The 22,973-nt window shown below is 69.6% G+C and carries 23 protein-coding genes, 1 other RNA gene and 1 pseudogene; 9 read left to right on the top strand and 16 right to left on the bottom strand.

All coding sequences use genetic code 11. The features are described 5' to 3' along the window. The first annotated feature begins 34 nt into the window (after positions 1–34). Complete coding sequence (gene map / locus ACSDQ9_RS10515) at positions 35–931, top strand: type I methionyl aminopeptidase (protein WP_435146757.1); 897 nt, start codon at positions 35–37, stop codon at positions 929–931. Between the two features lie 49 nt (positions 932–980). Here map and ACSDQ9_RS10510 read toward each other — a convergent pair whose 3' ends face one another. From ACSDQ9_RS10510 to ACSDQ9_RS10495, 4 genes are all read right to left on the bottom strand, one after another. Beyond that, on the bottom strand, positions 981–1,265 hold the full coding sequence (locus ACSDQ9_RS10510; protein ID WP_435146755.1) for a hypothetical protein: 285 nt from the start codon (positions 1,263–1,265) through the stop codon (positions 981–983). A 91-nt stretch (positions 1,266–1,356) separates the two neighbouring features. Beyond that, an RNA gene (rnpB, locus tag ACSDQ9_RS10505) (RNase P RNA component class A) lies at positions 1,357–1,717 on the bottom strand. Positions 1,718–1,731: 14 nt separating this feature from the next. Continuing rightward, positions 1,732–3,177 (bottom strand): RNB domain-containing ribonuclease, encoded by a 1,446-nt coding sequence (locus tag ACSDQ9_RS10500; RefSeq protein ID WP_435146753.1) that lies wholly within the window; start codon positions 3,175–3,177, stop codon positions 1,732–1,734. Between the two features lie 74 nt (positions 3,178–3,251). After that, positions 3,252–3,992 (bottom strand): zinc ribbon domain-containing protein, encoded by a 741-nt coding sequence (locus ACSDQ9_RS10495; protein ID WP_435146751.1) that lies wholly within the window; start codon positions 3,990–3,992, stop codon positions 3,252–3,254. Between the two features lie 344 nt (positions 3,993–4,336). Here ACSDQ9_RS10495 and ACSDQ9_RS10490 point away from each other — a divergent pair, with 344 nt between their 5' ends. Continuing rightward, on the top strand, positions 4,337–5,629 hold the full coding sequence (locus tag ACSDQ9_RS10490; RefSeq protein ID WP_435146749.1) for an MFS transporter: 1,293 nt from the start codon (positions 4,337–4,339) through the stop codon (positions 5,627–5,629). Positions 5,630–5,633: 4 nt separating this feature from the next. Here the strand turns inward: ACSDQ9_RS10490 and ACSDQ9_RS10485 are convergent, their stop codons facing one another. Further along, positions 5,634–6,548 (bottom strand): acyltransferase domain-containing protein, encoded by a 915-nt coding sequence (locus ACSDQ9_RS10485; protein WP_435146747.1) that lies wholly within the window; start codon positions 6,546–6,548, stop codon positions 5,634–5,636. Positions 6,549–6,653: 105 nt separating this feature from the next. Between ACSDQ9_RS10485 and ACSDQ9_RS10480 the strand changes: the two genes are divergently transcribed. Continuing rightward, a complete protein-coding gene (locus ACSDQ9_RS10480) occupies positions 6,654–8,120 on the top strand; it encodes an aminopeptidase P family protein (RefSeq protein ID WP_435146746.1) in 1,467 nt (488 codons plus the stop codon). A gap of 121 nt (positions 8,121–8,241) precedes the next feature. Beyond that, the gene (gene corA / locus ACSDQ9_RS10475; protein WP_435146744.1) at positions 8,242–9,282 is read left to right on the top strand and encodes a magnesium/cobalt transporter CorA; all 1,041 of its coding nucleotides are present in this window, start codon (positions 8,242–8,244) and stop codon (positions 9,280–9,282) included. 44 nt (positions 9,283–9,326) lie between these two features. Here corA and ACSDQ9_RS10470 read toward each other — a convergent pair whose 3' ends face one another. The 3 genes and pseudogenes from ACSDQ9_RS10470 to ACSDQ9_RS10460 form a co-directional block, all read right to left on the bottom strand. After that, the gene (locus tag ACSDQ9_RS10470) at positions 9,327–9,827 is read right to left on the bottom strand and encodes a hypothetical protein (protein ID WP_435146742.1); all 501 of its coding nucleotides are present in this window, start codon (positions 9,825–9,827) and stop codon (positions 9,327–9,329) included. Further along, positions 9,824–10,453, bottom strand: a complete 630-nt coding sequence (locus ACSDQ9_RS10465) for a class I SAM-dependent methyltransferase (protein ID WP_435146740.1) — start codon at positions 10,451–10,453, stop codon at positions 9,824–9,826. The genes ACSDQ9_RS10470 and ACSDQ9_RS10465 overlap by 4 nt, the downstream gene beginning before the upstream one ends. Further along, positions 10,450–10,969, bottom strand: a pseudogene (locus ACSDQ9_RS10460) (general stress protein). Before ACSDQ9_RS10460 ends, ACSDQ9_RS10465 begins: the two are co-directional and overlap by 4 nt. A gap of 107 nt (positions 10,970–11,076) precedes the next feature. Between ACSDQ9_RS10460 and ACSDQ9_RS10455 the strand changes: the two are divergent. From ACSDQ9_RS10455 to ACSDQ9_RS10445, 3 genes are all read left to right on the top strand, one after another. Next, a complete protein-coding gene (locus ACSDQ9_RS10455) occupies positions 11,077–12,405 on the top strand; it encodes a magnesium transporter MgtE N-terminal domain-containing protein (RefSeq protein ID WP_435146739.1) in 1,329 nt (442 codons plus the stop codon). Then, a complete protein-coding gene (locus ACSDQ9_RS10450) occupies positions 12,398–12,910 on the top strand; it encodes a DUF1003 domain-containing protein (RefSeq protein ID WP_435146737.1) in 513 nt (170 codons plus the stop codon). The genes ACSDQ9_RS10455 and ACSDQ9_RS10450 overlap by 8 nt, the downstream gene beginning before the upstream one ends. Before the next feature lie 132 nt (positions 12,911–13,042). Further along, positions 13,043–14,200: an Mrp/NBP35 family ATP-binding protein gene (locus tag ACSDQ9_RS10445; protein WP_435146735.1), complete on the top strand. Its 1,158-nt coding sequence runs from the start codon at positions 13,043–13,045 to the stop codon at positions 14,198–14,200. A 43-nt stretch (positions 14,201–14,243) separates the two neighbouring features. On the opposite strand, the gene ACSDQ9_RS10440 is transcribed toward ACSDQ9_RS10445, so the two are convergent. The 4 genes from ACSDQ9_RS10440 to dapA all read right to left on the bottom strand — a co-directional run bounded on the left by ACSDQ9_RS10440 (position 14,244) and on the right by dapA (position 18,070). Next, a complete protein-coding gene (locus ACSDQ9_RS10440; protein WP_435146734.1) occupies positions 14,244–14,687 on the bottom strand; it encodes a sec-independent translocase in 444 nt (147 codons plus the stop codon). Between the two features lie 68 nt (positions 14,688–14,755). Next, positions 14,756–16,189: a zf-HC2 domain-containing protein gene (locus tag ACSDQ9_RS10435; protein WP_435146733.1), complete on the bottom strand. Its 1,434-nt coding sequence runs from the start codon at positions 16,187–16,189 to the stop codon at positions 14,756–14,758. Next, positions 16,186–16,941 carry an RNA polymerase sigma factor SigE gene (gene sigE, locus ACSDQ9_RS10430; protein WP_435146732.1) on the bottom strand — a complete coding sequence of 252 codons (756 nt, stop codon included), beginning with the start codon at positions 16,939–16,941 and terminating at the stop codon, positions 16,186–16,188. Before sigE ends, ACSDQ9_RS10435 begins: the two co-directional genes overlap by 4 nt. A gap of 208 nt (positions 16,942–17,149) precedes the next feature. Beyond that, positions 17,150–18,070 carry a 4-hydroxy-tetrahydrodipicolinate synthase gene (gene dapA, locus ACSDQ9_RS10425; protein WP_435146730.1) on the bottom strand — a complete coding sequence of 307 codons (921 nt, stop codon included), beginning with the start codon at positions 18,068–18,070 and terminating at the stop codon, positions 17,150–17,152. 28 nt (positions 18,071–18,098) lie between these two features. Between dapA and ACSDQ9_RS10420 the strand changes: the two genes are divergently transcribed. Then, on the top strand, positions 18,099–18,758 hold the full coding sequence (locus ACSDQ9_RS10420) for an O-methyltransferase (protein ID WP_435146728.1): 660 nt from the start codon (positions 18,099–18,101) through the stop codon (positions 18,756–18,758). 155 nt (positions 18,759–18,913) lie between these two features. Here the strand turns inward: ACSDQ9_RS10420 and glgC are convergent, their stop codons facing one another. Continuing rightward, positions 18,914–20,146, bottom strand: a complete 1,233-nt coding sequence (gene glgC / locus ACSDQ9_RS10415) for a glucose-1-phosphate adenylyltransferase (protein ID WP_435146727.1) — start codon at positions 20,144–20,146, stop codon at positions 18,914–18,916. 120 nt (positions 20,147–20,266) lie between these two features. Here glgC and glgA point away from each other — a divergent pair, with 120 nt between their 5' ends. After that, on the top strand, positions 20,267–21,463 hold the full coding sequence (gene glgA / locus ACSDQ9_RS10410; RefSeq protein ID WP_435146726.1) for a glycogen synthase: 1,197 nt from the start codon (positions 20,267–20,269) through the stop codon (positions 21,461–21,463). A 133-nt stretch (positions 21,464–21,596) separates the two neighbouring features. Here the strand turns inward: glgA and ACSDQ9_RS10405 are convergent, their stop codons facing one another. From ACSDQ9_RS10405 to ACSDQ9_RS10395, 3 genes are read right to left on the bottom strand one after another with little or no spacing between them, the layout of a single operon-like run. Next, positions 21,597–21,764 carry a DUF3117 domain-containing protein gene (locus ACSDQ9_RS10405; protein WP_022909603.1) on the bottom strand — a complete coding sequence of 56 codons (168 nt, stop codon included), beginning with the start codon at positions 21,762–21,764 and terminating at the stop codon, positions 21,597–21,599. Beyond that, positions 21,752–22,207, bottom strand: coding sequence for a DivIVA domain-containing protein (locus ACSDQ9_RS10400; RefSeq protein WP_435146724.1), 456 nt, complete (start codon positions 22,205–22,207; stop codon positions 21,752–21,754). Before ACSDQ9_RS10400 ends, ACSDQ9_RS10405 begins: the two co-directional genes overlap by 13 nt. Then, on the bottom strand, positions 22,207–22,971 hold the full coding sequence (locus tag ACSDQ9_RS10395; protein ID WP_435146858.1) for an LOG family protein: 765 nt from the start codon (positions 22,969–22,971) through the stop codon (positions 22,207–22,209). The genes ACSDQ9_RS10400 and ACSDQ9_RS10395 overlap by 1 nt, the downstream gene beginning before the upstream one ends. Positions 22,972–22,973: the final 2 nt, after the last annotated feature.

Genomic DNA, 22,973 nt, shown 5'->3' with positions numbered 1-22,973 from the left:
CAGCTCCTTCGTCGTGGACCGTAGAATCACTCGGGTGAATCCTGTTGTGGCCCATGCGATCAGTCCCACCCGACCCGTGCCGGCGTCGATCACGCGTCCCCACTACGTGGGCAAGCGGGCTCCTTCACCGTACACGGGCAGCCACGTGCAGTCCGCGGAGACGATCGAACTCATGCGGGAGTCGTCCCGGATCGCCTGCCAGGCCATGCACGAGGCGGCGAAGGCGATCGCGCCCGGGGTGACCACGGACGAACTCGACCGCGTCGCGCACGAGTTCATGCTCGACCACGGCGCCTACCCGTCGACGCTGGGCTACCGGAACTACCCGAAGTCGATCTGCACCTCGGTCAACGAGGTGATCTGCCACGGCATCCCCGACGCCCGCCCGCTCGAGGAGGGTGACCTGGTCAAGATCGACGTCACCGCCTTCAAGAACGGCGTGCACGGCGACAACTGCGCCACCTTCTACTGCGGCGAGGTGGACGAGCCGTCGCGCCTGTTGGCCGAGCGCACCCAGGAGGCCATGAACCGCGGCATTCGGGCGGTCAAGCCCGGGCGTCCGCTGTCTGTGATCGGTCGGGTGATCGAGTCGTACGCGACCCGCTTCGGCTACGAGTCGGTGCGCGAGTACACCGGCCATGGCGTGCACACCTCGTTCCACTCCGGCCTGGTGGTGCTGCACTACGACGAGCCCCGGTTGGACACCCCTATCGAGGTGGGCATGACCTTCACCGTGGAACCGATGCTGGCGATGGGCTCGGCGAGGAATCAGCAGTGGGACGACGACTGGACCGTCGTCACCCAGGACGGTTCCCGGGTGGCCCAGTTCGAGCAGACGATCGTGGTGACGCCCTCGGGTGCCGAGGTGCTGACGGTGCCGATGGAGGGCATGACGCCGGCCCCCAATGGGCCGGCGCCCGTGCTGCCCTGAGTCGCGACTGATCGGTTACCCGATCAGTGACCCGGGGCAGTTGCCCCAGTCAGTTGCCTGTGTGCGGCAGTCCCTTGGGACGAGTCGTGGGCTCGGGCATGGTGGTCGGCGCGGGCTCGGTGCTGGGAACGGCCGTGGCCTCGGGACCGGTGGTGGGCTCAGCCGTGGAGTCGGGAACGGCCGTGGTGGTGGGCGCCGGCGCCTCGTTCGGCAGTGCCTCGCCCTGAGCGGCCTGCACTCCGATGAGGACGGCGGCGGGAACCGCGACCAGGCTGGCGACGAGGGCAGTGCGGCGGGTGAGGGTCTTCATGGGGGTCTCCTGACGATCGGTCATTGAGGGATTCGTTGAGGGGTCTTCCGCTCCATGAACGCCGCCACCCGAGCGCGCGGTTGCCTCGTCCGGGATCTTTCTGCCGAACAGATGGGGGACGAGCCGGCCTGTAAGCCGGGTTCTGTGACGCGATGCGCCGGTGATCATCCATCTGCGACGACTGTTGCCAGCCGCCTTCCACCGAAGTGGTGCAACCTACCCGAGCGCTCGGGCGAGCAGCCCTCGAACACGCTCTGTCTGGTCTTGCTCCGGGTGGGGTTTACCGAGCCGCCCCAGTCACCTGGGGCGCTGGTGGTCTCTTGCACCACCGTTTCACCCTCACCAACCGAGGTTGGCAGTCTGTTCTCTGTGGCACTGTCCCGCGGGTCACCCCGGGTGGGTGTTACCCACCACCCTGCTCTGAGGAGCCCGGACTTTCCTCGACAGTTTCCTGCCGCGATCACCCGGCCGACTCGTCCGAGGAACCAGTCTAGACCAGCTGGAAGCTGACCTTGCCGGTGGTGGTGTCGGCCTCGACGAGGCGAACGCGCACCTCGTCGCCCAGCTCGACGTCACCGGTGACCCTGGCCTCGATGGCGGGCTCGACGATCGAGACGATTCCCTGGCCCGCGCGCTTGGCATCGACCTGGATGACCACGCCGGTGAACACCTGCCCGACTCGCGGCTGCAGCACGAGCGCCTCGACCAGGTCGGTGATGCCGCGCTCGAAGGCCTTGGCCCGGCGGTCGGAATCGGCCATCTCCTCGGGCAGCGCGGCCAGGGCGTCGAGGGCCCACTGCGGCACCGGCTCGGTGGCCGACAGCGCCACGCACACCTCCAGCACATACCGGTCGACCAGCCGACGCAGCGGGGCCGTGGTGTGCGCATAGTTGGCCGCCAGCGCACCGTGCACCAGTTCGTCCGGCGCCAGCCCCTGCTCGATCACGGTGTACCCGGCGCCGCGGAACAGGCGCACGCAGCTCATCATCATCGCCTGGGCCACCGGGTTGGTGACATCGAGGCCGCCGACGAACTCGGCGTACGAGGTGCCGTCGGGCCAGGGCAACCCGAGCGTCTGCGCCACCCGGCGCAGCTGGCGGATCACCTCGTCGTCGGGCGGGGGCAACGTGCGCAGAATGCCGACGCCGGCGTCGAGCATGAGTTGGGCGGCCGCGAAGCCGGTCATCAGTGAGATCTGGGCGTTCCAGTTCTCGTTGGGCAGGGTCGAGCGGTGCGTCAGTTGCCAGTGCCCCGCGTCGGTGATGTCGACCACCTGCTCGGGCAGGTTCAGCGAGACGCCGCCCCGCTCGACCTCGATCTGCTGGCGCAGGTCGCCCACCTCGCGCAGCAACTGCATCACCGGCCCGGCGGTGCCGTTGTCGAGCTTGGTCTGTTCGGTCGGGTAGTCGAGCTTCTCGCGGCTGACCACCAGCGATCGCGTGGCGCTGGCGGCCGTCACCTCGCCGCGGGCATCGAGATCGAGCCGCCACACCACCGCCGGACGAGGAGTGCCGTCGGCCAGCAGGGAGGCCGCGGCCTCACTCAGCACGGGTGGGTGGAGCGGGAAGCGCTGATGGGGGGCGTACAACGTCTGGCCGCGGCGGTGCGCCTCGGCATCGATCGCGCCGCCGGGAGCGACCCAGGCGGCCACGTCGGCGATCGCGTAGAGCACCCGGTACCCGCCCTCGGTCTTCTCGATGTACATCGCCTGGTCGAGATCCATGGATCCCTCGGGATCGATGGTCACGAACGGCACGTCGGTGAGGTCGGCGTAGGTGCGGGAGCGGTCGTACCCGTCGCGAACGACCTGCTCGGCCTCGGCGATCACGTCGTCGGGGAACTCCAGCGGGGCGCCCAGCTCGTCACACAGCTTCTCGAACCCGCCCCTGATGGCTGCGGGAAAACCCTCGTCGGCGCGGAAATGACGGGCGGGCATGCGTCCTCCTGAATGGCGGGTGTACCCGGCCAGACAATCACATGGTCGGTCGAGCCGTCAGGCCCCGCGGCGACTCAGCTGAACGAGTCGGGGGTGCGGACGAGGATGCGCCCGCACTCCTCGCAGTGCAGCACCTGGTTGGCGGGTGCCTGCCGGAAGCTGCGCAGGTCGGACTCGTTGACCTGCAGGCGGCACCCGGAGCACTGACCCTTCTCGAGGGCGGCGGCACCGCTGCCGAGCTTGGCCCGCAGGGTGTCGTACTCGCCCAGGAGCGTCTGGGGCAGGGTCGTCAGCTGCTGGCCACGCTCGGTCGCGAGTTCCTGGGCCCGCTGGTCGACCTCGGCCAGGGCGGCATTCCGCTTGCCGATCACCACCCGCGCACGGTCGTTGACCTGGTCGCGCTTGGCGATGATGGCGTCGCGCTCACCCGTCAGGTCTTCGATGACCTGCATCACCTCGAGCTCATCGTCCTCGAGCTTCGAGATGCGCCCCTTGAGGTGCTCGGTCTCCTCGACCATCCCCCGCAACGCCTTGGGGTCTGAGACGGCACCCGAGTCGATCCGCTGCTGGTTGCGGGCCAGGCGGTCGCGCGCGGGGGCGAGGTCACCCTCGACCCGCTCCTGGTCGGCCTGGGCATCGGAGAGGCGCACCTCGGCGGCGACCAGTTCCTCGTCGACCGACCGCCGCTCGGTGGAGAGCTCCTGCAACTGCGCCAGCTCGGGCAGGTGGGTGCGGCGGTGCTCGTTCTGGGAGATCTGCGCATCGATCGCCGCCAGGTCGAGCAGGCGAAGCTGGTCTGCGGGTTCAGCGAGCATCGAGGGGTCCTTCCGCGGCGTTCTTGAGGTGTGCGCCGACTGTACCGCGTGACGGCCCGGACACATCAGTTCCGTCGGGCACCCTTCGAGCCGGGGCAACGCCGGCGCTCGCCCACCCGCCGCCATCGGCACCCCTCCCGAAAGGTGTCAAACGCGCGTCCGAAACGGGGTTCGCGTCCCGTTCGAGCTGTGAACCCCCGTTCAGGTGCGCATGTCACACACTTTTCGATGCGCCGCCCCGGATCGGACCTCTGTGGTCTCAGTTCCCGTGGCCGCCTCGAACCTCTGGCTCTCAGATCTCTTGACGTCAAGAGAACCCTGGTCGATCGTGATTGACTGGGACCATGCAGGATTCGGCGACGCCACTGATCAAGCGGCTCGCCCTTCCCGTCTACGTGCCGAGCATGCTGTCGTCGGCGGGCGGCCAGGCGCTGATCCCGATGATTCCCCTGATCGCGATCCAGCTGGGCTACTCCACCGCCCAGGCGGCGCTGTTGATCTCAATCATCGGCCTGACCGCCATCGTCGGCCCGATCCCGCTGGGTGTGCTGATGGAGCGCACCGGCGAGCGTCCGGCGATGCTGATGGCCGCCGGGCTGTCGATCGCGGCCGCGGCCGGCGGCATCTGGCTGCTGCACGAGGGCCCGTCGACCGCCACCCGCCTCGGACTCATCGGCCTGCTGGTGCTCGACGGCATCGCCGCCGAGGTGTGGGACCTCGGCCGCCAGACCTACCTCGGAGCCGAACTCCCCCACCACCTGCGCGGCCGCGCCATGAACTTCTTCGGCGGCATGATGCGCGTCGGTGGCGTCATCGGGCCCGCCCTCGGCGCCGGGGCCTACGCGTTCGCCGGCTTCACCGGCTCCTACGCCCTGCGGGTCGTGCTGATGGCCACCGCCGCGGCGATGGTCTTCCTCTTCCTCGTTCCCTCGACCGGACGAAGCGCCGCCCCCACCTCGGCAGCCACCGGCACCCGAGGCGGCCTGTACGGGCACGTCGTCCGCGCCATCGTGATGGTCGGGATCGGGCTGACCGGCCTGATCATCGCCCGCCAGAACCTGTCGGTGGTGCTGCCGCTGGTCGGGCAGCACCTCGGGCTCGACCCCAAGCAGATCTCGCTGATCTTCGCCCTGGGCATGGCGCTCGAGATCGTCCTGTTCTTGCCGGCCGGCGTGCTGTTCGACCGTTGGGGACGAGCCGTGATGGGCGGCCTGTGCTGCCTGGGGCTCGGCATCGGCTTCGTCCTGCTCTCGCAGGTCGACCGCCTGGGAGCCCTGGTCTGGGGCACCACCGCCTGGTACGTCGTCGCCCGAATGGTGATCTCGTTCGGCAACGCGCTGGGCTCCGGCATCGTGAAGACGCTCTCGGTCGACCTCACCCCGGCCTTCCGCCGGGCCGCCCACATGGGGCTCTACAACTCCATCACCGGGGCGGGGGTGCTGGCCGGCCCCGCCGTCGTCGGCGCCATCACCGCGGCGGCGAGCCTGTTGGTCGCGACGGCAGCGACCGGCGTGCTGGCCCTGCTCGGCGGCGCCTGGCTGTGGGTCGTGCTGCCCAAGTACGCGCCCGGGTGGAAGGGGCAGCAGCCGCCCTACGAGCCCGACCCGAAGACGGCGGCGCGCGCGTCGTCCGAGTGACGCGTCAGGAACGCCAGCGCTCGATGGGCATCGTGCCGCGCACGTCGACGAAGTGGCCGCCCGAGCGCCAGTGCTCGACCATCGCCCGGTGCAGGCGCGAAGCCGTGGGCAGGTCGTCCAACCCGTATGGCAGGTCGCGCCCCGCCTCGGGCTCGATGTTGAAGCCGAAGTAGTACGCGTCCCGGTCACCGGGTGAGGTCTCGCCGGGTTCCCACAACTGCTGGAAGGCGGCCATGTTCGACCCCGGCACCAGCGTGGGCAGCACCGGGTCGAGCAGCCAGGAGTGACAGCCGTAGAGCCGCAGCGCCCCGACCTCGGGGTAGAAGCGCTCGAACAGTTCGCCGGCGCGCGCGAAGTCGCGGGCGACCACCTCGGGGGCCAGCGGACCGGCGTCGGGAATGTGCACGTTGACGATCACCTCGTCTCGGCCGTCGATCGTCCACCGCGAGAGCTCGAACTCGAGCCGCTCCAGCCACAGGAAACCGTCGCAGAAGATGTTGCGCAGCCAGCCCTGGTTGTGCAGGCCGACCTCGCCGTACACCCAGCGATGCTTGGCCACCTGGTGGCCGAGATCGCTGAGCGACCTCCACGACAGTTCGTCGTCGATGCCGCGGACCTGATGGGCGGCGTGCACCTCGTCGGCCACCGCGATGAACGCGACGATCGGCAGGACCCCAGCCCCCAGCGGGTGCGCCTTGGTCTCGTCGGGGAACCCCGGGTGGTCGGAGTAGTCGAGGTAGTTGCCGATCTGCGGCAGCAGCACGTCGTCGACCAGACTCTGGACGACCGCCCGGTCGTCCGCATCGGCCTGCACGTGGCGCACCATGGCCGACACCCCCGCGCGATCGGCATCGTGGATTCCCAACAGGGTGAGGCGGGCGTCGAGATCGAGCTCGGCGAGGCGGGCGGCGACATCCATGCCTGCAACCTATCGGCCCAGCGGGGGCCCACGCGGAGTCCTAGGATGGGCGAGGTCCCGATGTTCACCACCGCCGCCAGAGTCGGCGCCCCGACGGAAGAAGCCATGAGCGAAGAGCAGCCGAAACTCCCCAACCGACAGACCCCGTTCTCGGAATCGTTCAAGGCCTTCATCCCTGAGGGTTGGGCGCCCTACCCCGAGGCGCTGCCGGAGCAGCTGCCCGCAGCCGAGTTCGCCCGGGCCCGTCGCGACCGGCTGAGTGAGCTGTACCCCGATGCCCGCATCGTCATTCCCGCTGGCGGCCTCAAGGTGCGTTCCAACGACACCGACTACCGCTACCGCCCCCACTCGGCCTTCGCCCACCTCACCGGCCTGGGCACCGACCGTGAGCCCGATTCGGTGCTGGTGCTCGAGCCCACCGACAACGGTCACGAGGCGACCCTGTTCTTCAAGCCGCGCGCCCCGCGCACCGACCCCGAGTTCTACGCCGATGCCCGCTACGGCGAGATGTGGGTCGGCCAGCGCGAGTCGCTCGACGAGATGGCCGCCCTCACCGGCCTGCACTGCGCCCCCATCTCGGAGCTGACCACCCAACTGGAGAAGAACGCCGACTCCACCCAGATCCGCGTGCTGCGCGACGCCGACGCCCAGATCACCGCCCAGGTCGACCAGATTCGCGGCAGCCAGGTGACCACCCTCGACGAGGAACTCACCGTCGCCCTCTCGGAGCTGCGCCTGGTCAAGGACGACTACGAGGCCGACCAGATGCGCGCCGCCTGCGCCGCCACTGCCGTGGGCTTCGAGGCCGTCGTCCGTGATCTTCCCGAGGCCGTCAAGCGCGGACGAGGCGAACGGTGGGTCGAGGGCATCTTCGGGCTGCACGCCCGTCATCAGGGCAATGCGGTCGGCTACGACACCATCGCCGCCGCCGGTGACCACGCGAACACGCTCCACTGGATCGGCAACGACGGTGACGTGCGCGACGGGGACCTGCTGCTGCTCGACGCCGGCGTCGAACTCGACAGCCTCTACACCGCCGACATCACCCGCACGCTGCCCATCAGCGGTCGCTTCACCCCGGCCCAGCGCAAGGTCTACGAGGCCGTGCTCGAGGCGCAGGAGGCCGGCATCGCCGCCGCCCAGCCGGGAGCGACCTTCGCCGACGTGCACAAGGCCGCCATCGCCGTGGTCGCCCGCCACCTCGAGGAATGGGGCGTGCTGCCCATCTCGGCCGAGGAGTCGCTGGGTGAGAACGGCGGTCACCACCGCCGTTGGATGGTGCACGGCACCTCGCACCACCTGGGCATCGACGTGCACGACTGCGCCCAGGCGCGCGCCGAGCACTACCGCGAGGGCACGCTCACCCCGGGCATGGTGATCACCGTCGAGCCCGGCATCTACTTCAAGGCGACCGACCTGTTGGTTCCCGAGGAACTGCGCGGCATCGGCGTACGCATCGAGGACGACATCTTGATCACCGCGGACGGCAACGAGAACCTCTCGTCCGCGCTGCCCCGCACGGCCGACGACGTGGAGGCCTGGATGGCCACCCTGTTGGGCAATCGGGACTGAGTCGGCGATGGGCGATCGTCCCCCGATCCGGCCGAGCAGAACCCGGGTGCTGTCGCCCCTGTCAGTCTTGGGGGGGTCAGTGTTGGGAGGTTCAGTGTTGGGAGGGTCAGCCAAGCGCCCGGTGGCCCCGCCGAACCGGCGTGACCCCAAGCGGTGGGCCACCACCCCCGACTCGGTGGTGGCCTGGTCGTGGTACGTCGACGGTGTGCGGCAGGACTGCGCCGACCTGCAGAACGCCATCGAGGCGGCCCGGGGCGGCGAGGGGTTCGTGTGGTTGGGGCTCAAGGACCCCACTGACGACGACATGGCGGCCTTCGCCCGCCAGTTCGACCTGCACACGCTGGCCATCGAGGATGCCGTCGAGGGCCACACCCGCTCGAAGCTGGAGGTCTTCGGCAGCACGCTGTTCACGGTCATCTCGACGGTCAGCTACGTGCCCCACGAGACCCTGACCGCCACCAGCGAGGTCGTCTCGACCGGGCAGATCATGGTCTTCACCGGCGACAACTACGTGCTCACCGTGCGCCGCGGCGAACACACGCCACTCAAGTCTCTGCGCGCCACCCTCGAGTCGGACGAGCGCCAGCTCGCTCGCGGTCCGTACTACGTGCTGTACCGGATTCTCGACACGGTCGTCGACGACTACGTGCAGGTCGTCACCGACATCGAGGAGGACGTGGACGAGCTCGAGGAGTCGGTGTTCTCGACCAACTCCCCCAGCCCCGACGTCGACCGCATCTACCAACTCAAGCGCGAACTGATCGAGTTCCGGCGCTGCGTCACCCCGCTCGGGCTGCCGCTGCAGGCCCTGGCGACCCGGGAACTGCCGGTGGTGCCGGAGGGTGCGCGGGCCTACTTCCGCGAGGTCGCCGACCATCACACGGAGGCACGGGAGTCGATCGCCTCGTTCGACGACGTGCTGACGACGCTGCTGCAGGCGGCCCTGGCCCGAGCGTCGGTGGCCGACAACCAGGACATGCGCAAGATCTCGGCCGCGGTCGCCCTGTTCGCCATTCCGACGACCATCGGCGCCATCTACGGCATGAACTTCGACAACATGCCCGAACTGCACACGCAGTACGGCTACTTCGTCGTGCTGGCCGTGATGGTCGCCTCGATGGTGGCCGCCTACGCGTTCTTCCGGCACAACCGCTGGCTCTGAAGTCAGGCCGGCCGCTCAGGCCCCATCGTCGGGAACCATCCCGTTCAGGCAGGACGAATCCCGTGGCGCGCCAGCTCTTCTTCCACCCGCGGCACGGCATCGGGGTCGAGTTGGCACAGGTAGGCCTTCGTCCGCGCGTTCTTCGGAACCCCGCCCACCAGCCACCGCGACAGGTGCATGCGGGGCGGTTGAGTGACCTGCACGGCGAGCACGGGCCCGGCCGAACCTGGGTGCACACCCGCGTGGGTGATCTCGTCCCAGCCGGCCCGCCACCCGGTGGCCGCCGACACCGGCGCCCCCGACAGCCGGTACAGAGCGTCGTCCGACCAGGCGAGCCGAGAGACGCGAGCACCCCGCCACAGGCTGGCCTGCAGGGCGAACAGGGCGAACATGGCCAGCGCCACCACTCCCTGCCCCCAGTCGCGACGGGCGGCCGCCGCGGCCAGGTTGAGGGCGGCCACCACGAGGCCAGCCAGGAACACCAGTGACATCAGCGTGGCGGCCCGATCGGTGGTGGTCGAGACCGCCGTGACGCGCTCACTCATGGCTTCATTCGCTGTCCCAGCACCTGCACCACGGCCGACAGACCCTGGTGACCGGGGCCCTCGAAGATGCGCCGCTCGGTGACGCGCACGTCGAGCCGCAGCCCCGGCCAGTCCGAGATCACCCGTTCGCGCGTGTACATCAGCGATTCGTCCTGCGGGCCACCCGTGCCCAGGCTGAGTTGGGCCGGGGTGTAGCCCTCGATGATCACCACACCGCGCTCCCCCAGCCGCGGCGTGAGCGCCGCCGCGACCCGGCGGCGCAGGTCCTGCGGCAGGTGGACGAACACGAGCACGATCGCATCCCACGGGCCCTCGGCGGCCGGCTCGTCGATGAAGTCAGCCAAGTCGGCGACGTGGGCGTCGAGCTCGACGCCTTGGGCGGCCGCGAGCCGGCGGGCCTTGTCGACGCCCACCGCCGAGAAGTCGACCGTGGTCACGCGATGCCCCTGCCGGGCGAGCCAGACCCCGTTGCGGCCCTCACCGTCGGCGAGCACCAGCACCCGGCCGCCCTCGGTGGCCGACCGCCGCGGAATCATCACCTCGGCCTCGACCAGGAAGTCGTTGGGGCGTTCGCCGAACAGGTAGCGGGGATCGCGGTAGCGCTCGTCCCAGCCCTCGTGGCTCACAGCTTCGGCTGGGAGCCGGGCAGCTGGCTCAGCAGCCGCCGGGCCTCCTCGGCGACGTTGTGCTCCCCGAGCACCTCGTACTTGCTGGCCACGGTCTGCCGAATCGAGTCGAAGTCGCGGCGCCCGCCCGAGAAGGAGTAGGTGATGGCCGACGAGACCATGCCGAAGATGATGCCCAGGCCGGCGCAGATCAGGAAGGTCGCCAGCTTCGAACCACCCGAGGAGAACAGCGAGAAGACCAGGCCGACGAAGACGCCCATGAACAGCCCCGAGGGTGGCGCCCTGGCCGAGCACGGAGCTCCAGGTCTTGCGCCCGGTGACTCGCTCGATCACCTTCAGGTCGGTGCCGACGATGCACAGGTTCTGCACGTCGAATTTGCTGTCGGCCAGGAAGTCGACCGCCTTCTGCGCCTCCTCGTAGGTGTCGTAGGTCGCCAGCGACTGGGGGTGCTGCAGTGTCAGCATGGCGCCCAGGCTGAGGCGCTGCGGGGTCGACCCGCCGGGGTTCAGGCTCATGCAGCCACCCTAGTCCGTGGGCGAGGCCGCCCCGGCGATCGATGCGCAGCCGGCGCGGGTTCGACGCCGGCCCACCGATCCGCAGCCGGGCGCGGCCGGGCCCTACGATGGGGCGCGTGAGCACTTCGGCCATCTTCATCTCGCGCCTGCGCGGCATTCCCGTGCTCGACGCCTCCGGCGACCAGGTCGGTCGCGTGCGTGACGTGGTCATCCAGCGGCGTGCCGCCGGACGAGCTCCGCGCTGCCGCGGTCTGGTCGTGGAACTCTTCGCCCGCCGCCGCATCTTCCTGCCGATGGCCCGGGTGCACAGCATCGACGCCACCCAGGTGGGCATTCAGGGGGTGCTCGACACGCGGCCGTTCCAACGCCGCGATGCCGAGTCGATGGTGATCGACGACCTGTTCGACCGCGAGGTCAAGCGCCCCGGTCTGCCCGACGCCGTCGTGCACGACGTCTCGATGCAGCAGCTGCGGCCGCGGGAGTGGGAGCTGGCCGAGGTGGCGCTGCGGGAGCGCCCCGCTGGCGGCCGGTTCCGGCTGGGACGCACCGGCAACATCGTGCAGGTGTCGTGGCGCGAGGTGCCCGACCTGCTGCTGAAGGGCACGCAGTCGACCGAGCACCTGGTGGCGCAGATGGCCGACATGAAGCCCGCCGACGTCGCCCGCGAACTGCACGACATGGAACCCGAACGGCGTGCCGAGGTAGCCCAGGCCCTCGACGACGAGCAACTCGCCAACGCCATCGAGGAGTTGCCCGAAGAGGAACAGGTCGAACTGATCCAGGCCCTCGACCACGAACGCGCCGCCGACGTGCTCGAGGAGATGGATCCCGACGACGCGGCCGACCTGATCAAGGAACTGCCCGAGCCGATGGCCGAGGACCTGCTGCAGCGCATGGAGCCCGAGGAGGCCAAGGACGTCCGCGCCCTGCTCGACTACGAGGAGTTCACCGCCGGCGCCATGATGACCCCCGAGCCGGTGATCCTCGGCGTCGATGCCACCGTCGCCGACGGCCTGGCCCGGGTGCGCAACGAGGAGCTCAGCCCGGCGCTGGCGTCGATGGTGTTCATCTGCCGCAGCCCGCTCGACACCCCGTCGGGGCGCTACATCGGCGCCGTGCACGTGCAGAAACTGCTGCGCGAGCCCCCGATGATGCCCGCGGCCAGCATGGTCGACTCGTCCCTCGAACCGATCCACCCCGACGCGAACCTCGCCGACGTCGCCCGTTACTTCGCCACCTACAACCTGGTGGTGGCCCCGGTCGTCGACTCCGATCAGCGCCTGCTGGGCGCGGTCACGGTCGACGACGTGCTCGACCACCTGCTGCCCGAGGACTGGCGCGGCGACCAGTTCACCGGGGTCGAGGCGACCGAGGGCACCCGTGAGGACGACCCCACCGCCGAGGGGTCCAACCGTGTGGGGGTGAACCGTGGCTGACCGTTCGCCGGTCGAGGACCTCGACAAGCCCCGCGGGGCCAAGCGTCGCTGGAACCCCGCCAAGCGCCTCAACCTGAACTCCGACACCTTCGGCCGGTTCGCCGAGTGGGTGGCGAAGTCGATGGGTACCGCCCAGTTCCTGGGGTGGATGACCCTGGTGGTGGTGCTGTGGGTGACGTTCAACGTGGTCGGGCTGTTCGGGTTCAAGTGGGACCCGTATCCCTTCATCCTGCTGAACCTGTTCTTCTCGACCCAGGCCTCCTACTCGGCTCCGCTCATCCTGTTGGCCCAGAACCGGCAGGAGGAACGCGACCGGCAGGCCGTCGCCGAGGACCGGCGGGTGGCGTCGCAGTCGCGCGACTCGATGGACTACTTGGCGCGCGAGATCGCCAGCCTGCGCATGAGCGTCGGCGAACTGGCCACCCGCGACTACATCCGCTCCGAGATCCGCAGCGAGTTGCGTCACCTGCTGGAGCAGTTGGACGAGGACGAGCGTCGTTCCTGACGCCCTCGCCCGCCGTCACCGCCGACGGGTGACGCGAATTCGACTGCTCGACGCCGATCGGGGCCCCTGAGGAGGGCTTCTCGGGGTCGAGCAGGCGAAAATGCGTCACGGCGCACTGGGTAGGCTGACCCCATGACCGACGAACACCCGTTGCTGCCCCAGATCCGCGCCGCTCTGCACGAGGTGAACGACCCCGAGATCAAACGTCCCATCACCGAACTGGGCATGGTCGACTCGGTCGAGGTCGACGAGAGCGGACGAGCAACCGTCGTCATCCTGCTGACCATTGCCGGCTGCCCCCTGAAGTCGACCCTCGAGAAGGACGTCACGGCGGCCGTCAGTTCCGTGGAGGGCGTCACCGGGGTGCACGTCGAGCTCGGCGTGATGGACGAGGAGCAGCGCGCGGCCCTCAAGACGCTGCTGCGCGGCGGCATTCCCGAGAAGCAGATCCCGTTCGCCCAGCCGGGCAACCTCACCAAGGTGATCGCCATCGCCTCGGGCAAGGGTGGCGTGGGCAAGTCGTCGGTCACCGTGAACCTGGCGCTGGCCCTCGCCGAGCGCGGCCGCAGCGTGGGCGTGATCGACGCCGACATCTACGGCCACTCGGTGCCCGACATGCTGGGTCTGGGCGACACCCGCCCCACCCCGGTCGAGGGCATGATCATGCCGGTGCCCGTGCTCGGGTTGAAGGTGGTGTCGGCGGGCATGTTCAAGCCCCGTCGCGAAGACGTGGTGGCCTGGCGTGGGCCGCTGCTCGATCGGGCGCTCACGCAGCTGCTCGCCGATGTCTACTGGGGCGACCTGGACTACCTGATCCTCGACCTTCCCCCCGGCACCGGCGACGTCGCCATGAGCCTTGGACAGAAGCTGCCCACCTCCGAGGTGATCGTGGTGACCACCCCGCAGGCAGCCGCCACCGAGGTCGCGGAGCGGGCCGGCACCATGGCGGCCATCATGCAGCAGCGGGTCATCGGTGTGGTCGAGAACATGTCGTGGCTCGACGTGCAGTGCCCCCACTGCGGCGAGAACCATCCCGTCAAGCTGTTCGGCGAGGGCGGCGGCGACCAGGTCGCGGCGAACCTCACCACGCGCCTGGGCTACGACGTGCCCATGCTGGCGCAGGTGCCGATCGACGAGCACGTGCGCATCGGCGGCGACGAGGGTGACCCGATCGTGGTCGCCCACCCCGAGACCGGTGCCGCGCAGGCGCTGACGAAGCTCGCCGAGACGATCGACGCTCGTCCGCGCGGGTTGGTGGGCGTGCCGCTGGGGCTGTCGGTCGCCGGCTGACCGGCACCGTCACGCGGCGGCGTCGCCCGCCTCGGGTGACGTGTCAGGTGGCCTCGGTGTCGAACGGGGCCACCGCCACCGACACCAGTTCCGGCTCGCTGCCGGTGGTCGAGGCATCCGACGAGGAGCCGTCCGCCTTCCACGCCGCGTCGACCTCGCCGGTGATGGCGTTCAGTTCGGCGGCATCTTCCTTGAGATCTTCCTTCAGCCCCTCGACATCGGCCTTGATGCCGTCGACCTCGTCCTGGATCTGGTCGAGCAGGTGCTTCTGGATGAACGTCTTGGGGTTGAGGTCGGCGACCGTCAGGTCGGCGTACTCGGGGCCGAGCTCGGCCTTGAGCTGGTTGGTGGCGCCGTTGGCGATGTTGCGCAGGAAGTGGACGACCTTGGCCGCCTTCTTGGCCAAGTCGGGAATGCGCTCGGGGCCGAACATGACGATCGCGAGCACCACCAGCAGGATGAATTCGGGTGCGCCAATGTCCAACACGTGTCACAGGGTATAGCGCTCGCCCAACCGATGCACTCACGCCCACCCGGCCGGGGTGCACGCTGGGGTCAGCGGCCGCCGAAGAGTTGCTTCAGCCCCGAGGTCGCCCGCTGCCAGGCGCCGGTGCGGGCGGGCCCCTCGTGGGGCAGACCCTCGGCCGCCCGGGTGGCCAGGTCGTGTCCACCGTTGGTGGTGACGGTGTAGACGACCCGATCGGACTGCCACGACAGCAGCACCCTGTCCTGGCTGACGCCGTAGACGACCGAGTCCTCGCCCGCCCATGTGCCGAGTTGCTGCATCACCGACACCCGCACGTCGCCGCGGCCGTAGATGGCGTGCACGACGCTCGGGCGAGTCGGTGAGTCGGTCGAGATCTGCAGCAACGGCAGCCCGGCAAGGTGCGAGGCGCAGCTGAAGCCACCCCCGCACATCTGCCGCGTGGCCCGGGCCACCGTGGCCGGCGCCAGTGACAACTGCAGGTACTCATCGCTGCCGGGATCGTCCGCCGTGGTGGTGGCGGTGAACGAGGTGAACCCGCCCGAACGGATCAACGTCTGGTCGGGGTCGAAGGCCTCGGCCCACATGACCACGCCGAGCGTCTCGCAGATCCACCAGCGCCCCAGCAGCGAGCCGTCGCCGCGGCGCGCCTCGAGCAGCGAGGTGGTCTGGCCGGCGATCTGGCCGCCGGTGGTGATCCTGAAGCTGGTGGCGCCGGGCGGCAGCAGCGGCCCCGAATCGGGGGTGGGGTCGATCACCAGACCGGACGAGACCACCGCCCCGGAACGGTCGAGCACGTCGAGGTGCAGGCCCTCACCGGGCAGCTGGACGACCTTCACGCCGGCCTGGACGAAGTCGGTGCCGCTGCCCAGCATGATGCGTTGCACCCCGGTGTAGCCCACCCGGTCGCCCTCGGCGAGCAGTGCCCTGGCCGACGACGACGAGATCACCCGCCACTCGAGGGTCGACAGCGGGTGCGGTGACTTCACCTGCGTGGCCGTGTCGAGCCGGGCGCGGGGGGCGGCCTGCACGGCGGTCATGGCGTTCGCCACGGCCCCCGACCCGGTCGACAGGTCGTACTCGCGGCTGGCCTGCTGCCGCGCATCGCGCACGATCGGCAACTCCGGCGCCACCAGGTAGCCGAGCCCGAGCAGCAGGAAGCAGGCCATGAAGACGGTCGCCGTGCCCGACAGGGCGCGGGTGCGGCGTTTGGCCCGGGGGCTCGGCAGCACGCCGGTGCGCGTGGCCGCGAGCCACAACGGCGAGTCGGCCTCGCCGCCGGCGATCGAGGTGAGTCGGTCGTTCAGCCGGTTCGGGGCCGCGGACGAGCACCGTCCCCGGTGGGCCAGCATGCTGCGCACCACCCGCTGGGATTCGACGTCGGAGCGGCACCGGGCGCAGTCCGACAGGTGCGCACGCACCCAGTCGAGGGTGCGCTGCGGGAGCGTCTCGTCGGCATAACCGGCGAGCTCGCCCGCGCTGGGGTGGGGTGCGTTGACGATCACGCCGACCCCCACAGTCCCGACTGGCTCGTCCGCCCCGGCAGCCCCAGGTCGAGCACGTCATCGAGGGGGCGGGCCTGACCGGGCTGCTCGTCCGGTGCCCCCTGCATGCGGGTGTTGCCGGCCATGGGACGGCGATGGGCCAGGCTGGCGCGCAGTTTCTCGCGACCCCGATGGATACGGCTGCGCACGGTGGTCACCGACACGTCGAGGATCGAGGCGATCTCGTCGTAGCTCAGCCCCTCGATGTCGCACAGCACGACGGCCACCCGCAGCTCGGGGGTGAGCTCGGCCAGCGCACGGGTGATGTCGTGGTCGAGGTCGAAGTCGGGCAGGTCGCCGGGTTCGGTGGCGGTGGCGCTGAGCCGCTCCTGGGCGTCGGCCATCGGGTCGAAGCGAATCTTCTGCCGGCGCCTGGCCTGGTCGATGAACAGGTTGGTGGTGATGCGGTGCAGCCAGCCGGTGAGGGTGCCGGGCTCGAAGCTGTGGATGGACTTGAAGGCGCGCACGAACACGTCCTGCGTGAGGTCCTCGGCATCGTGCTGGTTGCCCGTCAGGCGGTAGGCGACGCGGTAGACCATGTCGGAGTGGTCGCGGACCAGTTCTTCCCAGGTGGGGGTGGCGGCCAGCTCGGGGGTGGCGGCCAGCTCGGTCGCGGCGTCCGTCGGCGCGTCCGCGGGCAGCACGTCGCGCTCGGGAGCCTCCTCGCGGAGCCCGAGGACTGCGTCAACCGCCTTGCGCGCCCTACCGAACACTCGTCCCCTTCCGTGGCCGGCCCGGCACCGGCCGGGCTCCTCCACCATGGCAGATGAACCTGTGAGCCTCCTGTGGACGGCAACTCCCCAGTGCCGCCCTCAGGAGGACTCACCAGTAACAACGCTTGGGAGGCCCGATTGGTTGCCTCGGATCCTCAGCTGACAGCCGATTCACAGGTTTCCCCGTCGTCGGCCCCTCGAACCGGGGTCAGCCGCGCAGGCGCCGCACCTCGTCCACGAAGGGCGCGAGCACCTCGTCCGACGGGGGAACCATCGGCAGGCGCAGACCGCCGACACCCTGCCCGAGGGCCGCCAGGGTGCCCTTGACCATGGTCACCCCCTGCGCCGCGAAGACGCCGGCGAAGACCCCGAACCACTGCTCGTGAATGCGGCGCGCCTCACGCACGTCACCGGCGGTGAACGCCTCGATCATGCGGCGCATGGCGGGTGCCGAGAAGTGGGTCGAGGTGCCCACCACCCCGACGGCGCCGATCGCGAGCAGCGGCAGCGTCAGCGGGTCGTCGCCGGAGTAGTAGTCCAGGTCGGTGGAGGCCAGCACCATGGACGAGGCCTCGAGATCACCCTTGGCGTCCTTGACGGCCACCACGGTCGGCAGGCCGGCCAGCGTGCGCATCGTCTCGGTGCGAATGGCCACACCCGCACGGTGCGGAATGTCGTAGACCATGATCGGCAGCTCGGTCTCGCCGGCGACGGCGGTGAAGTGCTGCACCAACCCCTCCTGCGAGGGCTTGGAGTAATAAGGGGTCACCACCAGCAGGGCGGTCGCACCCGCCTCGGCCGCCTGGGTCGCCAGTTCGCAGGTGTGGGCGGTCGAGAAGGTGCCCACTCCGGCGATCACGTGGGCCCGGTCACCGATCTCGTCGGCGACCACCCGCACCAGTTCGGCCTTCTCGGCATCGGTGGTGGTCGGCGACTCGCCCGTGGTTCCGTTCACGACCAGACCGTCATTGCCCTCGTCGTCGACCAGTCGACGGGCCAGCGCGCGGGCGGCCTCGAGATCCAGCGAACCGTCGGCGGCGAACGGGGTCACCATCGCCGTCAGCACCCGCCCGAACCGTGGCTCGGGCGGTCCGGACATGTCGGGGTCGTCGCTCACGGCATGGCTCATGGCGTCATGCTAACGCTAGGCTGGCCGCGTGACTCGCAAGCAGCAGTGGGATGGATCAGGCGGCATCGACACCCTCACGTGGGGCTACGCCGAAGACTTCGTCGAACCCTCGGACGACCTGCGGGCCGCGGCCCAGCAGGGCTCCGACCTGGGCGTGACGCCGCTCTCGAACGGGGTCACCACCGCCCTCACCTTCCTGGCGCGCGCCATTCAGGCCCGCCACGTGGTGCAGGTCGGCACCGGATCGGGCGCCGCCGGCCTGGCCCTGTTCGCGGGCATGGCCGCCGACGGCGTGATCACCTCCATCGACCCCGAGGGCGACCGGCAGTCGGCCGCCCGGCAGGCGTTCATCGGCGCGAAGATCGCCACCAACCGCTTCCGCCTGATCGCCGGCGTGCCCCTCGAGGTGCTGCCGAAGCTGCGTGACGGCGCCTATGACCTGGTCTTCGTCGACGGCGACAAGCTCGAGTACGTCGAGTACCTGGCGCAGGCGCTGCGCCTGCTGCGGCACGGTGGCGTGGTCGTCATCAACGATGCGCTGTGGCGCGGACTGGTCGCCGACTCGTCCAACGAGGATGACGAGACGGTCATCATTCGCGAGGCGCTGGCCTCGGTGCTCGAGACCGAGGAGTTCACCCCGGTGTTGCTGCCCGTCGGTGGCGGACTGCTTGCGGCCGTCAAGGCCTGAGGCCAGCCCGGCCCCTCGTCCGCGCCCGCACTCCCCACTTCAACGCATCTGCCCACGTTCCGTGCGTTTGCCGCCTTTGCAGAGGCGGCAGATGCACGGAACGTGGGCAGATGCGGGTTGGAGGCAGGGTGTCCGGGCCGGAGGCCGGGGAGCCGTCACCGCGCGGGCGGGATGACCATCCCCTTCTCGACCACCGTGATGCCGCCCTCGGAGACGGTGAATCCCCGCGCGCGGTCGTGGTCATGGTCGAAGCCGATCTCGACGTTGTCGGGCACGGTCACGTTCTTGTCGATGATCGCCCGCTGCACCCGGGCCCCTCGGCCGACGTGGGCGCCGTTCATCAGGATCGACCCGTCGACCTTGGCCCACTTGTGGATGTAGACGTTCGGGCTGAGCACCGAATGGTCGACGTCGCCGCCCGAGATGATGCAGCCATGGCTGACGATCGAGTCCTCGGCGGTGCCGCGCAGGGTGAACTTGGCGCCCGGCGCCTGCACCTGGTGTGACCAGATCGGCCATTCGGGGTTGTAGAGGTTGAACTCGGGTTCGACGCTCACCAGGTCCATGTGGGCCTCGTGGTAGGCGTCGATGGTGCCCACGTCGCGCCAGTAGTTGCGATCCTTCTCGGTCGAACCGGGCACGACGTTCTGGGTGAAGTCGTAGACCTGGGCGGAGTTCTTCGCCACGAAGGCCGGAATGATGTTGCCGCCCATGTCGTGGCGGGAGTTGGCGTCGGTGGCGTCGGTGTGCAGCATCTTCACCAGGGCATCGGCGGTGAAGACGTAGTTGCCCATCGAGGCGAACGACTCGTCGGGGCTGTCGGGCAGTCCGGGCGGGTCGGCCGGCTTCTCGAGGAACTGGTTGATGCGGTTGTCGGCGCCGGCGTCGATGATGCCGAAGGCCGAGGCGTCCTTGCGGGGCACCCGGATGCCTGCGACGGTGCAGTCGAGGCCGGAATCGATGTGAGCCTGCAACATCTGCGAGACGTCCATGCGGTAGATGTTGTCGGCGCCGAAGACGACCACGTACTCGGGGTTCTCGTCGCGGATCAGGTTCATCGACTGGAAGATGGCGTCGGCCGACCCCTGGAACCACTGGGGGCCGGTGCGCTGCTGCGCGGGCACGGCGGTCACGTAGTTGCCCAGCATCGTCGACATGCGCCAGGTGAGCGAGATGTGGCGGTCGAGCGAGTGGGACTTGTACTGCGTGAGCACGGCGATCTGGCGAAGCTCGGAGTTGGCGAGGTTCGACAGCACGAAGTCGATCAGGCGATAGGTGCCACCGAACGGCACGGCGGGCTTGGCCCGGTCGGCGGTGAGCGGCATCAAGCGCTTCCCCTCGCCGCCGGCCAGGACAATGGAGAGCACATTGGGACGCTTCTTCGTCATGGCCCGAACCTATTGGGCGCGGGTGCCGACAACAAGGCACTTGCCACGATTTGCCCGGCGAACTGCGCGGATTGTTGACCGGGTCTCCCGCACCCGACGGCGGTGTGCTGAGATCAGGCCATGAAGGTTTCGATCCTCACCCGTGAGTACCCGCCGAGCATCTATGGTGGCGCCGGCGTGCACGTCGCTCAGCTCGTCCCGCAGTTGGCGAGGTTCGTCGACGTCGACGTGCAGTGCATGGGCGAACCCCGCGAGGGCGCCACCGCCCACCCCGAGACCTTCCCCGAGGGTGCCAACGGCGCCATCCGCACCCTGGGTGCCGACGTGTCGATGGCCGCGGCGATTCCGGAGGTCGATGTCGTCCACGCCCACACCTGGTATGCGCAGTTCGCTGGCATCATCGCCTCGCAGTACCAGGACGTGCCGCTGGTCGTGACGGCGCACTCGCTGGAGCCGGATCGTCCGTGGAAGATCGAACAGCTGGGCGGCGGCTACCGCGTCTCGTCGTGGATCGAGAAGACTGCCTACGAGAATGCCGACGCCGTGATCGCGGTGTCGGCCGCCATGATCGCCAACATCCAGGCGGCCTACCCGTTCGTCGAGACCGAACGCATCCACGTGGTCAAGAACGGCATCGACACCGACGAGTTCCACCCCGTCACCGAGTCGGACGTGTGCGCGCGGATCGGCATGGACGTCACCCGCCCGAGCGTGGTCTTCGTCGGGCGCATCACCCGCCAGAAGGGGCTGGTGCACCTCGTGCGGGCGGCCCGCCAGTTCTCGCCCGAGACCCAGGTGATCCTGCTGGCCGGCGCCCCCGACACCCCCGAGATCGCCGCCGAGTTCAACGAGGCCTTCGGCGTGCTCGAGGCCGAACGGGGCGGCGGCGTGGTCTGGGTGCAGGACATGCTCCCCCGTGCCGAGGTTCGGCAGGTGCTGTCGCATGCCACCGTCTTTGCCTGCCCCTCGATCTACGAGCCGCTCGGCATCGTGAACCTCGAGGCGATGGCCTGCGAGACCGCGGTGGTCGCCTCGGCCGTCGGCGGCATTCCCGAGGTCGTGGTCGACGGCGAGACCGGGCTGCTGGTGCCCTACGACCCGGCACGGGCGGACGACGCCGGTTCTGTCGCCGACTTCGAGTCGCAGTTCGCGGCCCGCGTCAACGAGCTCACCGCTGACCCCGACCGGGCCGCCGCCATGGGCCGGGCTGGTCGCGAGCGGTGCATCGCCGAGTTCAGCTGGGAGACCATCGCCCGGCAGACCGTCGAGGTCTACGAGGCCGCGCGGGCCAGGCGGGCGGCTCGCCGCCAGGGCTGAGGCTCGTCCGGGAACGCCAGGGCTGAGGCTCGTCCGGGAACGACGAACCGCCAGACTCGGGTGCGACCCTGGAAATCCTGGGGCGACCCGAACCTGGCGGCACGTGTTGTTGCTGAGTGGTGAGGCTGCGGCCTCAGCCCACGACCTCCTTGAGGCAGTTGAGCAGGTCGGTGGCCTCGGTCTGGTTCAGTTCGACCACGAGGCGTCCGCCGCCGTCGACGGGCACGCGCATGACAATGCCGCGGCCTTCCTTCGTGACCTCCATGGGTCCGTCACCGGTGCGGGGCTTCATTGCTGCCATGTCTGCACTTCCTCACTTCTTCCGGGCAGGTGTTCGTCGTCCATTCTGCCGTATGTGGGTGCCTCGACGCCCGCGCGGGGCCCGGAGAGCTGGTGAGCCAGGCGCGCCAGCACCTCGTCGACCTGTGCCGTCGACAGCCCGAACATCACCAGGTCGAAGGACGATTCGTTCACCTCGGCGGCGGTCACACCCGCCCCGTCCTGCCCCGGCGTGAGGCCGGTGCGCACGCGCTGCAGGAACTGGCGAACCTGGGCCGGGTGGTAGCCCCGAGGCACGGTCGCGAACCGGAGCGCCGCGAGGTCGTCCGTGGTGAAGTCGCCGGCCGGCAGGCGCGGCACGGGGCGGTCGTCGACGTGCTCGGGCTGCTCGCCGAAGGCTCCCTCGGCCACGAGCCAGGCGAGACCGGCGACCACGAAGACCAGCGCCGCGATCGCCCAGGCCATCAGTCCCTCCCCCACGCCGTGACGTGGGCCACGGCCTCGTCGATGTCGTCGGTGACGATCAGCATGTCGAGATCGGACTCGGAGATGTAGCCGCCGGTCAGGGTCTGCGAGCGCAGCCAGTCGATCAGCCCGGTCCAGTACTCGGTGCCGAACAGCACGATCGGGAAGTGCTCGATCTTCTGGGTCTGCACCAGCGTGATGGCCTCGAACAACTCGTCGAAGGTGCCCATGCCCCCGGGCATCACCACGAACCCCTGCGAGTACTTCAGGAACATCACCTTGCGGGCGAAGAAGTAGCGAAAGTTGATGCCCAGCGAGACGTGCTCGTTGAGGCTCGACTCGAAGGGCAGTTCGATGCCCAACCCGACCGAGGTGCCGTGCGCGGACGAGGCGCCCTTGTTGGCGGCCTCCATGATGCCGGGGCCACCGCCGGTGATCACGGCGTAGCCGGCCTTCACCAGTTCGGAGCCGATGCGGTCGGCGGCGGCATACATCGGGTGGTCGGGGCGGGTGCGGGCGCTGCCGAAGACGGCGATCGCGGGCCCGAGGTCGGCGAGCGTGCCGAAGCCCTCCACGAACTCGGCCTGGATGCGCATCACCCGCCAGGGGTCGGCGTGCACCCACGCCGATTCCTGACCCGACTGCAGCAGTCGCTGGTCGGTGGTGGTGGCCTGCACCTGCTCGCCGCGGCGGATCACGGGTCCCTGGACGACCGAGCGGCCGCGACCAGGGGCGTTGTCGACCAGGTCGGGGTCGCGGTTCATGT

Source organism: Aestuariimicrobium soli (assembly GCF_051192575.1).
Lineage (GTDB): Bacteria > Actinomycetota > Actinomycetes > Propionibacteriales > Propionibacteriaceae > Aestuariimicrobium > Aestuariimicrobium soli.
This window is presented reverse-complemented; position numbering and strand designations above follow the sequence as displayed.